General features: G+C 41.2%; 3 protein-coding genes, 1 tRNA gene and 4 rRNA genes. 7 read left to right on the top strand and 1 reads right to left on the bottom strand.

The window, feature by feature from the left end; translation table 11 throughout:
- Positions 1 to 22 precede the first annotated feature (22 nt).
- Together TEGL_RS19230 and rrf are read left to right on the top strand one after the other, a co-directional pair.
- Positions 23 to 2,922 (top strand): 23S ribosomal RNA (locus TEGL_RS19230).
- 212 nt (positions 2,923 to 3,134) lie between these two features.
- A 5S ribosomal RNA gene (rrf, locus tag TEGL_RS19225) occupies positions 3,135 to 3,251 on the top strand.
- Positions 3,252 to 3,348: 97 nt separating this feature from the next.
- Here rrf and TEGL_RS19220 read toward each other — a convergent pair.
- Positions 3,349 to 4,533, bottom strand: coding sequence for a pyridoxal phosphate-dependent aminotransferase (locus tag TEGL_RS19220; protein WP_018590942.1), 1,185 nt, complete (start codon positions 4,531 to 4,533; stop codon positions 3,349 to 3,351).
- A gap of 217 nt (positions 4,534 to 4,750) precedes the next feature.
- Between TEGL_RS19220 and TEGL_RS19215 the strand changes: the two genes are divergently transcribed.
- The 5 genes from TEGL_RS19215 to TEGL_RS19195 all read left to right on the top strand — a co-directional run bounded on the left by TEGL_RS19215 (position 4,751) and on the right by TEGL_RS19195 (position 12,891).
- A complete protein-coding gene (locus TEGL_RS19215; RefSeq protein WP_018590941.1) occupies positions 4,751 to 7,102 on the top strand; it encodes an anaerobic ribonucleoside triphosphate reductase in 2,352 nt (783 codons plus the stop codon).
- Between the two features lie 22 nt (positions 7,103 to 7,124).
- A complete protein-coding gene (gene nrdG, locus TEGL_RS19210) occupies positions 7,125 to 7,664 on the top strand; it encodes an anaerobic ribonucleoside-triphosphate reductase activating protein (protein ID WP_018590940.1) in 540 nt (179 codons plus the stop codon).
- 527 nt (positions 7,665 to 8,191) lie between these two features.
- Positions 8,192 to 9,696 (top strand): 16S ribosomal RNA (locus TEGL_RS19205).
- A gap of 76 nt (positions 9,697 to 9,772) precedes the next feature.
- Positions 9,773 to 9,848, top strand: a tRNA-Ala gene (locus TEGL_RS19200).
- 143 nt (positions 9,849 to 9,991) lie between these two features.
- Positions 9,992 to 12,891, top strand: a 23S ribosomal RNA gene (locus TEGL_RS19195).
- The 16S and 23S rRNA genes sit together here with 1 tRNA gene alongside, the layout of an rRNA operon.
- The last annotated feature ends 75 nt before the right edge of the window (positions 12,892 to 12,966 follow it).

Below are 12,966 nucleotides of genomic sequence, written 5' to 3'. Positions count from 1 at the left end.
AAAAATATCAAATTTAATAACTGGTCAAGTTATTAAGGGTGTAGGGCGAATGCCTTGGCACTAGGAGCCGATGAAGGACGCGATAAGCTGCGATAAGCTTGGGGGAGTTGCACGTAAACTGTGATCCCAAGATTTCCGAATGAGGAAACTCACTTAGAGTAATGTCTAAGTATCGTATAGTGAATACATAGCTATGCGAGGGGAACCCGGGGAACTGAAACATCTAAGTACCCGGAGGAAGAGAAAGAAATTCGATTCCGTAAGTAGCGGCGAGCGAACGCGGAACAGGCCAAACCAGTGAAGTTTTCTTCACTGGGGTTGCGGACATATCATAACGGAGAGGCTATTGTAGACGAAGAGAGTTGGAAAGCTCCGCTATAAAGTGTAAAAGCCACGTAGTCAAAACAAGAAGACTTCAGATATGATCCAGAGTACCACGGGACACGTGAAACCCTGTGGGAAGCAGGAGGGACCATCCTCCAAGCCTAAATACTACCTAGTGACCGATAGCGTATAGTACCGTGAGGGAAAGGTGAAAAGAACCCCGGGAGGGGAGTGAAAGAGAACCTGAAACCCTACACTTACAAGCTGTAGGAGCACATTATTTGTGTGACTGCGTACTTTTTGTAGAACGGGCCAACGAGTTACGTTACCTAGCAAGGTTAAGCACTTAAGGTGTGGAGCCGCAGCGAAAGCGAGTCTTAACTGGGCGTATAGTTAGTTGACGTAGACCCGAAACCGGGCGACCTATCCATGGGCAGGTTGAAGCGAAAGTAAAATTTCGTGGAGGACCGAACCCACGAGCGTTGAAAAGCTCGGGGATGACCTGTGGATAGCGGTGAAATTCCAATCGAGCCCGGAGATAGCTGGTTCTCTCCGAAATAGCTTTAGGGCTAGCCTCAAGATTTAGAGAAACGGGGGTAGAGCACTGAATGTCCTAGGGGGTATTGCACTTACCGAAGACTATCAAACTCCGAATACCGTATTCTTATGCTTGGGAGTCAGACTGTGGGTGATAAGATTCATAGTCAAAAGGGCAACAGCCCAGATCGTCAGCTAAGGTCCCTAAATGTACGTTAAGTGGTAAAGGATGTGGGATTGCACAGACAACCAGGATGTTGGCTTAGAAGCAGCCACTCATTTAAAGAGTGCGTAATAGCTCACTGGTCGAGTGATCCTGCGCCGAAAATTTCCGGGGCTAAAACGTACTACCGAAGCTACGGCATCATTTATGATGGGTAGGAGAGCTTTCTATATGGATTGAAGCATTACCGTAAGGAGATGTGGACTGTATAGAAGTGAGAATGTTGGCATGAGTAGCGAGATGTGGGTGAGAATCCCACAGGCCGTAAACCCAAGGTTTCCAGGGGAAGGTTCGTCCGCCCTGGGTTAGTCAGGACCTAAGCCGAGGCCGAAAGGCGTAGGTGATGGACAACAGGTTGATATTCCTGTACCACCAATAACCGTTTGAGAAATGGGATGACACAGTAGGATAAGCTAACCGCACTGTTGGTTATGTGCGGGCAAGTATTGAGGCAGTTCAGGTAGGCAAATCCGCCTGAATAATGCTGGAGTACGATGCGGAGCGAAATTTAGTAGCGAAGTAGCTGATTTCACACTGTCGAGAAAAGTCTCTATCGAGGTTAAAGGTGCCTGTACCGCAAACCGACACAGGTGGGTGAGGAGAGTATCCTAAGGCCAGCCAGAGAACTGTTGTTAAGGAACTCGGCAAAATGACCCCGTAACTTAGGGAGAAGGGGTGCCATGGAAACATGGCCGCAGAGAATAGGCCCAAGCGACTGTTTACCAAAAACATAGGTTTCTGCTAAGTCGCAAGACGATGTATAGGAGCTGACGCCTGCCCGGTGCTGGAAGGTTAAGGGGATCTGTTAGGGTAACCGAAGCAGTGAACTTAAGCCCCAGTAAACGGCGGCCGTAACTATAACGGTCCTAAGGTAGCGAAATTCCTTGTCGGGTAAGTTCCGACCCGCACGAAAGGCGTAACGATTTGGGCACTGTCTCAACAACAGACTGGGTGAAATTGTAATACCGGTGAAGATGCCGGTTACCTGCGACAGGACGGAAAGACCCCATGGAGCTTTACTGTAGCTTGACATTGAGTCTCGGTGCTACATGTACAGGATAGGTGGGAGGCTATGAAGCATGGACGTCAGTCTGTGTGGAGCCATCCTTGGGATACCACCCTTGTAGTACTGGGATTCTAACCAGCTGCCTTGAATCAGGTAGTGGGACACTGTCAGGTGGACAGTTTGACTGGGGCGGTCGCCTCCTAAAGAGTAACGGAGGCGCTCAAAGGTTCTCTCAGTACGGTCGGAAATCGTACGTAGAGTGTAAAGGCAGAAGAGAGCTTGATTGCAAGACATACAGGTCGAGCAAGGACGAAAGTCGGACTTAGTGATCCGGTGGTACCGCATGGAAGGGCCATCGCTCAACGGATAAAAGCTACCCTGGGGATAACAGGCTGATCTCCCCCAAGAGTCCACATCGACGGGGAGGTTTGGCACCTCGATGTCGGCTCATCACATCCTGGGGCTGTAGTAGGTCCCAAGGGTTGGGCTGTTCGCCCATTAAAGTGGTACGCGAGCTGGGTTCAGAACGTCGTGAGACAGTTCGGTCCCTATCCGTCGCAGGCGTAGGAAATTTGAGGAGACCTGTCCTTAGTACGAGAGGACCGGGATGGACGTACCGCTGGTGTACCAGTTGTTCTGCCAAGGGCATAGCTGGGTAGCTAAGTACGGAAAGGATAAGCGCTGAAAGCATCTAAGCGCGAAGCCTACTTCAAGATAAGATTTCCCACCGTAAGGTTAAGACCCCATGAAGACTACATGGTTGATAGGTCAGAGGTGGAAGTGTGGTAACATATGTAGCTTACTGATACTAATAGGTCGAGGACTTGACCAAAATAAACCTAAAGGTTTATATCGCCAACTAAATCTTTGATTATATAATTATAAGGAAGATTTCAGTTGCTAAAAATAGTTAATGAAAACATTAAATGTTAGCAGTTTTGAAAGTACTAACAAAAGTTAATACTTAAAAACATTTTGAGCAACGGATTTTTCTGAAGCGTTAGCAAAGAAATATCGTTGGCGATATGAGTGTAATGAATTTTATGTGGTTATTATAGCAAAGAGGATACACCTGTTCCCATTCCGAACACAGAAGTTAAGCTCTTGAGCGGCGATGGTACTTGGGGGGTGACCCCCTGGGAGAGTAGCACGTAGCCACGTAATTTTTTTATTTACAAATACAAGCCATGTAAAAACCTAACTAAAGAAGCCATGTAAAATAATTTTTACATGGCTTTTTCGTATATTTTATAGAACTTTAATTCATTATTTCTAAAATGAAATTTTCTAATCTATTTAATCCCTCTAAAAATTCATCTTCTGAGCAGGCATAAGATATACGCACATATTCATCGATTCCAAAAGCTTTTCCAGGAACTATAGCTACATTGTATTTAGATAGGAATTCATCGCAAAACTCAATAGAAAAACTTTCATTATATTTATATTTTTTAGCAACTTGCGACAAATCTATAAATACATAGAATGCACCATTTGGATAAATATAGTCTACATACTTAAGAGTATTTAATTTAGCTGTAATTAAATCTCTTCTAGCTCTGTATGTATTTACCATATTATCTATATCATCTTTACAATACTTTAATGCTCCGTATCCTATGTACTGTGCTGTTAAAGATGGATGAGAAACTAAGTGACCTTGTATTGAACTAATTCCTTTAGCTATTTCTTTATTTGATGCAGTATACCCTAATCGAAGTCCAGTCATTGCTGATGATTTCGCGAATCCATTAACAGTAATAGTAATATTTTTTACTTCTTCTCCCAATGATGCAACAGATACAAATTTATCATTATAACAAATTCTTTCGTAAATTTCGTCAGATAATATATAAATATTTTTATCTAAACATACATTTACTATTTCTAACAACTCTTCTTTTGTATAAACACTTCCTGTTGGATTGGAAGGGTTGTTTAATAAAAGCATTTTAGTTTTATCAGTTATATATTTTTCTAATAAACCTGCTGTTAATTTAAAGTCATTTGACTTATTTGTTTCAATTGGTACAGGAACTGCATTAACGAGTTTAGTCATTTCAGAATAACTTACCCAGTATGGTTTTGGTATTAAAACTTCATCTCCTGGATCAGTAACTACTAATAAAGCATTTGTTATAGCATTTTTTGCACCACTAGATAGAACTATTTCATCTGAAGAATAACAACAGTTATTTTCATCTAACAACTTTTTACAAATTTCATTCCTAAGTATAGTTAACCCAGGAACTAAATCATACTTTGTGCAATTTTCATTTAAAGATTTAACCCCGCATTCAAGAGCTTTTTTAGGAACGTTAAAATCTGGTTCGCCTATGCTTAAACTTATAACATTTTTACCTGTTTCTCTCATTTTTTTTACCTTTGAACTAATTCCTATAGTGCAAGAAGGTGAGATAATACTAAGTCGATTAGATAACATTTTTTTACCCCCTTAAAATAAGTATATTATCTATAATACAATAAAAAGGCAAAAATTTCATAAAAACTAATAACTTTGTTGACAAAAAACATTTTAAGTACTTTATAGACAAAGCCTTTTGATAAGTGTTATTCTATTATAAATAGTGGATATATACCATATATAGTGGTTAAACTATTGATGTTATACAATATATAGTAATTAGGAGGGTTTTTTAATGTTAGAATATATTAGAAAAAGGGATGGAAGAATCGTAAAACTTAATGAAGATAGAATAACGAGAGCCATATTTAAAGCAGCTAGTGAAGTTGCAAAAGAAGAGGGAATAGTACCTAGTTATGAAATGTCCGAAGATTTAAGTCAAAATGTAATAAAGATACTAAACTCTAAGTTTAATGACACAATTCCAGGAGTTGAAGATATACAAAATATTGTAGTAAAAGTTTTGATAGAAGATGGTCATGCTAGAACTAGTGAGAAGTACATTACATATAGAAATGAAAGAAGTAGAATCAGAAACTCTCGTACAAGACTTATGAAGTCGATAAGTCAAATAACATTTGAAGATGCTAGTGATGCTAATATAAAAAGGGAAAATGCTAATATTGATGGAAATACTGCGATGGGAACAATGCTGCAGTATGGAAGTGCAGTTTCAAAAGAATTTTGCAAAACTTTTGTATTAAAGCCTGAACACGTTAATGCTCATGATAGCGGAGATATACACATACATGATATGGACTTTCTTAATATGGGAACATTAACATGTTGTCAAATTAAGCTAGATAAACTTTTTAAAAATGGATTTTCAACAGGTCATGGTTTTCTAAGAGAGCCAAACAGTATTATGAGTTATGGTGCTTTAGCAGCAATTGCGATTCAGAGTGATCAAAATGATCAACATGGAGGTCAAAGTATACCATTTTTTGATTATGACATGTCCAAAGGTGTATATAAGACTTTTAAAAAATTATATATAGATAATTTGCTAAAAGGTATGGAATTATTAGTAAATAAAAGTGACGTTGAAAAATTAAGAGAGATAGTATACTCTACAGAATATGAAACAAAATTAAAAGTTGGATTGAAACAAGATGATAAATATAAATTCTTGGAAAGAGAAAAGTTAATTGAAGAGTTTAATATTGATTTAAATACAGCAATTAGAATCCAAGAATTCGCATATAAAGAGGCATATAAAGAAACAGACAAACAGACATATCAATCTATGGAAGGTTTTATACATAATCTAAATACAATGCACTCTAGAGCAGGAGCTCAAGTACCTTTTTCAAGTATAAATTTTGGGACAGATATATCGTTAGAAGGTAGAATGGTAAGTAAAAATCTATTATTATCAATGGAAAAAGGTTTAGGAAATGGTGAAACAGCTATATTCCCTATACTTATATTTAAGGTAAAAGAAGGTATTAACTTAAATGAAAGTGATCCTAACTATGATTTATTTAAATTATCCTGTAGGGTATCAGCAAAAAGATTGTTTCCTAATTTTAGTTTCTTAGATGCACCATTTAATATAGAGTACTATGAACCTAATAATCCAGAAACAGAAGCAACTTATATGGGATGCAGAACGAGAGTAATGAGCAATGTGTGTGGGAAAAATGAAGTTAGCGGTAGAGGTAATTTATCTTTTACAACTATAAACTTACCTAGACTTGGTATAGAACACGGAATAATAAAAAATGATAAAACTGATTTAGATGGTTTCTTTAAGGATCTAGATAATAAAATAGCATTAGTAATAGATGAATTATTAGAAAGAATGGAGATACAAGGAAATAAAAAAGTTAAGAATTTTCCTTTCTTGATGGGTCAAGGTATATGGAGAGATTCAGACAAATTAAACTATGATGACAAATTAGACGAAGTAATTAAACAAGGAACTCTGACACTTGGCTTTATTGGTTTAGCTGAGTGTTTAATAGCGTTAATAGGAAAACATCATGGGGAAAGTGAAGAGGCCCAAGAGTTAGGATTGAAAATAATATCACATATGCGTAAAAGAATGGATGAAGCCACTGACAAGTATAAATTAAACTTTTCTTTAATAGCAACACCGGCAGAAGGATTATCAGGTAGATTTACAGACATAGATAAGAATATATACGGTGAAATAAAAGGGATAACAGATAAAGAATATTATACAAATTCATTCCATGTACCTGTTTACTACAACATAAATGCATATGATAAGATAAAAAAAGAAGCACCTTATCATTCCTTAACAAATGGAGGGCATATTACATATGTGGAACTAGATGGAGATACATCAAATAATTTAGAGGCTTTTGAAACAATAATAAGAGCGATGAAAGAATCTGGAATAGGATATGGTAGCGTAAACCATCCAGTAGATAGAGATCCTATATGTGGTTATTCTGGAGTCATAGAAGGATTTATATGTCCAAAGTGTGGAAGAAATGAAAAAGATGGTGATATAAAATTTGAGAGAATAAGAAGAATAACAGGATATTTAGTAGGAACTGTAGATAGATTTAATGATGCAAAAAAGGCAGAAGTTAGAGATAGAGTTAAACATAAATAAAAATATTAAAGGTAGTGGTTAAATGAAATTAAGATTGGCCTCAGAGTTGACGTATGATAGTATTGTAGATGGACCTGGACTTAGAATGGTTGTCTGGACGCAAGGTTGCATACATAATTGTTATAAATGCCATAACCCTCAAACGCATAAATTAGAAGGTGGAATTATTGTTGACACAGATTATGTTATAGATGAAGTAAAAAAACTTAAATTGCATAGGGGAATAACCTTATCAGGTGGAGAACCGTTTCTACAACCAAAGGCATTATCATTAATTGCAAAATTAGCACAGTTAGAGAATTTAGATGTGTGGTGTTATACTGGTTTTGAATTTGAATACTTAATAAACAAAGAGAATCCTTTATATATGCAGAACAAAACTTTATTACAATATATAGACGTATTAATAGATGGAAAATTTGTATATGAAAAAAAAGACATAGGATTAAAATTTAGAGGATCATCAAATCAAAGGATAATCGATGTTAAAAGTAGCTTGGAAGCAAATGAAGTGATATTAAAAGATGAATATGTAGAGAAAAGTCTGCATATGGTAAAATAGTTTTTTAGGAAGATGATATGATTTATTGTCTTCCTAAATTTTGTTTTAAAAATATATAAATGAAAATATGTGAATAATTATAGTATATATGTGGATAAAATATGATGGACTTGTTTTAAAGTTTGAAATTTAAATGCATATAAAAATGTGGAAATGTGGATAAAAATACATGTTAAAATTAATCAAAAAAAATATTAAAAAAAGTGTTGACGATGAAAATTAAACCTGGTATAGTTATACTTGTCCTTAAGACGAGGGCAAAGAAACAACAAAACTTTTAAAAAAGTTATTGACAAAAAACATCTTTAAATGATAAAGTAATACTTGTCAAAAAGATAACAAATCAATAAAATAAAAGTGTTGACAAAAGAAATTAACTTTGATAAACTTAAGAAGTTAAAATGAAAGAACTTTGAAAATTAAACAGTAGGTTAACAATAAATTAATTCTTTAAAGAATTAAACTGAAACAACGAACAAACCAAGCCAGATATTCAGATAATGATTAGTCTGAGCAATGGACAACTTTTTTATGAGAGTTTGATCCTGGCTCAGGATGAACGCTGGCGGCGTGCCTAACACATGCAAGTCGAGCGATTCACTTCGGTGAAGAGCGGCGGACGGGTGAGTAACGCGTGGGTAACCTGCCTCATACACATGGATAACATACCGAAAGGTATGCTAATACAGGATAACATAAGAGATTCACATGTATCTCTTATCAAAGCTCCGGCGGTATGAGATGGACCCGCGTCTGATTAGCTAGTTGGTAAGGTAACGGCTTACCAAGGCGACGATCAGTAGCCGACCTGAGAGGGTGATCGGCCACATTGGAACTGAGACACGGTCCAAACTCCTACGGGAGGCAGCAGTGGGGAATATTGCACAATGGGCGAAAGCCTGATGCAGCAACGCCGCGTGAGTGATGAAGGCCTTCGGGTCGTAAAACTCTGTCCTCAAGGAAGATAATGACGGTACTTGAGGAGGAAGCCCCGGCTAACTACGTGCCAGCAGCCGCGGTAATACGTAGGGGGCTAGCGTTATCCGGATTTACTGGGCGTAAAGGGTGCGTAGGTGGTTTCTTAAGTCAGGAGTGAAAGGCTACGGCTCAACCGTAGTAAGCTCTTGAAACTGGGAGACTTGAGTGCAGGAGAGGAAAGTGGAATTCCTAGTGTAGCGGTGAAATGCGTAGATATTAGGAGGAACACCAGTAGCGAAGGCGGCTTTCTGGACTGTAACTGACACTGAGGCACGAAAGCGTGGGGAGCGAACAGGATTAGATACCCTGGTAGTCCACGCCGTAAACGATGAGTACTAGGTGTCGGGGGTTACCCCCCTCGGTGCCGCAGCTAACGCATTAAGTACTCCGCCTGGGGAGTACGCTCGCAAGAGTGAAACTCAAAGGAATTGACGGGGACCCGCACAAGTAGCGGAGCATGTGGTTTAATTCGAAGCAACGCGAAGAACCTTACCTAAGCTTGACATCCTTTTGACCGATGCCTAATCGCATTTTTCCCTTCGGGGACAGAAGTGACAGGTGGTGCATGGTTGTCGTCAGCTCGTGTCGTGAGATGTTGGGTTAAGTCCCGCAACGAGCGCAACCCTTGCCTTTAGTTGCCAGCATTAAGTTGGGCACTCTAGAGGGACTGCCAGGGATAACCTGGAGGAAGGTGGGGATGACGTCAAATCATCATGCCCCTTATGCTTAGGGCTACACACGTGCTACAATGGGTGGTACAGAGGGCAGCCAAGTCGTGAGGCCGAGCTAATCCCTTAAAGCCATTCTCAGTTCGGATTGTAGGCTGAAACTCGCCTACATGAAGCTGGAGTTACTAGTAATCGCAGATCAGAATGCTGCGGTGAATGCGTTCCCGGGTCTTGTACACACCGCCCGTCACACCACGGAAGTTGGGGGCGCCCGAAGCCACTTAGCTAACCCTTTTGGGAAGCGAGTGTCGAAGGTGAAATCAATAACTGGGGTGAAGTCGTAACAAGGTAGCCGTATCGGAAGGTGCGGCTGGATCACCTCCTTTCTAGGGAGAATTAACCTACTGTTTAATTTTGAGGGTTCTTTATGAAAACTCAAGATATGTTGAAAAAAATCGACATGGGGGTGTAGCTCAGCTGGGAGAGCACTTGCCTTGCACGCAAGGGGTCAGGAGTTCGATCCTCCTCATCTCCACCATTAGTACTTATTTAATAAGTGCTTTAGTACTTTGAAAACTGCATAACATTTAGTGATATGACATTATAAAAGAAGAAGATAAACTTCTTAAAAAATATATCATATAAAGAAGATAACTTTTAAAAATATCAAATTTAATAACTGGTCAAGTTATTAAGGGTGTAGGGCGAATGCCTTGGCACTAGGAGCCGATGAAGGACGCGATAAGCTGCGATAAGCTTGGGGGAGTTGCACGTAAACTGTGATCCCAAGATTTCCGAATGAGGAAACTCACTTAGAGTAATGTCTAAGTATCGTATAGTGAATACATAGCTATGCGAGGGGAACCCGGGGAACTGAAACATCTAAGTACCCGGAGGAAGAGAAAGAAATTCGATTCCGTAAGTAGCGGCGAGCGAACGCGGAACAGGCCAAACCAGTGAAGTTTTCTTCACTGGGGTTGCGGACATATCATAACGGAGAGGCTATTGTAGACGAAGAGAGTTGGAAAGCTCCGCTATAAAGTGTAAAAGCCACGTAGTCAAAACAAGAAGACTTCAGATATGATCCAGAGTACCACGGGACACGTGAAACCCTGTGGGAAGCAGGAGGGACCATCCTCCAAGCCTAAATACTACCTAGTGACCGATAGCGTATAGTACCGTGAGGGAAAGGTGAAAAGAACCCCGGGAGGGGAGTGAAAGAGAACCTGAAACCCTACACTTACAAGCTGTAGGAGCACATTATTTGTGTGACTGCGTACTTTTTGTAGAACGGGCCAACGAGTTACGTTACCTAGCAAGGTTAAGCACTTAAGGTGTGGAGCCGCAGCGAAAGCGAGTCTTAACTGGGCGTATAGTTAGTTGACGTAGACCCGAAACCGGGCGACCTATCCATGGGCAGGTTGAAGCGAAAGTAAAATTTCGTGGAGGACCGAACCCACGAGCGTTGAAAAGCTCGGGGATGACCTGTGGATAGCGGTGAAATTCCAATCGAGCCCGGAGATAGCTGGTTCTCTCCGAAATAGCTTTAGGGCTAGCCTCAAGATTTAGAGAAACGGGGGTAGAGCACTGAATGTCCTAGGGGGTATTGCACTTACCGAAGACTATCAAACTCCGAATACCGTATTCTTATGCTTGGGAGTCAGACTGTGGGTGATAAGATTCATAGTCAAAAGGGCAACAGCCCAGATCGTCAGCTAAGGTCCCTAAATGTACGTTAAGTGGTAAAGGATGTGGGATTGCACAGACAACCAGGATGTTGGCTTAGAAGCAGCCACTCATTTAAAGAGTGCGTAATAGCTCACTGGTCGAGTGATCCTGCGCCGAAAATTTCCGGGGCTAAAACGTACTACCGAAGCTACGGCATCATTTATGATGGGTAGGAGAGCTTTCTATATGGATTGAAGCATTACCGTAAGGAGATGTGGACTGTATAGAAGTGAGAATGTTGGCATGAGTAGCGAGATGTGGGTGAGAATCCCACAGGCCGTAAACCCAAGGTTTCCAGGGGAAGGTTCGTCCGCCCTGGGTTAGTCAGGACCTAAGCCGAGGCCGAAAGGCGTAGGTGATGGACAACAGGTTGATATTCCTGTACCACCAATAACCGTTTGAGAAATGGGATGACACAGTAGGATAAGCTAACCGCACTGTTGGTTATGTGCGGGCAAGTATTGAGGCAGTTCAGGTAGGCAAATCCGCCTGAATAATGCTGGGGTACGATGCGGAGCGAAATTTAGTAGCGAAGTAGCTGATTTCACACTGTCGAGAAAAGTCTCTATCGAGGTTAAAGGTGCCTGTACCGCAAACCGACACAGGTGGGTGAGGAGAGTATCCTAAGGCCAGCCAGAGAACTGTTGTTAAGGAACTCGGCAAAATGACCCCGTAACTTAGGGAGAAGGGGTGCCATGGAAACATGGCCGCAGAGAATAGGCCCAAGCGACTGTTTACCAAAAACATAGGTTTCTGCTAAGTCGCAAGACGATGTATAGGAGCTGACGCCTGCCCGGTGCTGGAAGGTTAAGGGGATCTGTTAGGGTAACCGAAGCAGTGAACTTAAGCCCCAGTAAACGGCGGCCGTAACTATAACGGTCCTAAGGTAGCGAAATTCCTTGTCGGGTAAGTTCCGACCCGCACGAAAGGCGTAACGATTTGGGCACTGTCTCAACAACAGACTGGGTGAAATTGTAATACCGGTGAAGATGCCGGTTACCTGCGACAGGACGGAAAGACCCCATGGAGCTTTACTGTAGCTTGACATTGAGTCTCGGTGCTACATGTACAGGATAGGTGGGAGGCTATGAAGCATGGACGTCAGTCTGTGTGGAGCCATCCTTGGGATACCACCCTTGTAGTACTGGGATTCTAACCAGCTGCCTTGAATCAGGTAGTGGGACACTGTCAGGTGGACAGTTTGACTGGGGCGGTCGCCTCCTAAAGAGTAACGGAGGCGCTCAAAGGTTCTCTCAGTACGGTCGGAAATCGTACGTAGAGTGTAAAGGCAGAAGAGAGCTTGATTGCAAGACATACAGGTCGAGCAAGGACGAAAGTCGGACTTAGTGATCCGGTGGTACCGCATGGAAGGGCCATCGCTCAACGGATAAAAGCTACCCTGGGGATAACAGGCTGATCTCCCCCAAGAGTCCACATCGACGGGGAGGTTTGGCACCTCGATGTCGGCTCATCACATCCTGGGGCTGTAGTAGGTCCCAAGGGTTGGGCTGTTCGCCCATTAAAGTGGTACGCGAGCTGGGTTCAGAACGTCGTGAGACAGTTCGGTCCCTATCCGTCGCAGGCGTAGGAAATTTGAGGAGACCTGTCCTTAGTACGAGAGGACCGGGATGGACGTACCGCTGGTGTACCAGTTGTTCTGCCAAGGGCATAGCTGGGTAGCTAAGTACGGAAAGGATAAGCGCTGAAAGCATCTAAGCGCGAAGCCTACTTCAAGATAAGATTTCCCACCGTAAGGTTAAGACCCCATGAAGACTACATGGTTGATAGGTCAGAGGTGGAAGTGTGGTAACATATGTAGCTTACTGATACTAATAGGTCGAGGACTTGACCAAAATAAACCTAAAGGTTAATATCGCCAACTAAATCTTTGATTATATAATTATAAGGAAGGTTTCAGTTGCTAAAAA

This window comes from Terrisporobacter glycolicus ATCC 14880 = DSM 1288, assembly GCF_036812735.1.
GTDB lineage: Bacteria > Bacillota > Clostridia > Peptostreptococcales > Peptostreptococcaceae > Terrisporobacter > Terrisporobacter glycolicus.
The sequence above is the reverse complement of the archived record's forward strand: the minus strand, read 5'-3'. Positions and strand labels throughout refer to the sequence as shown.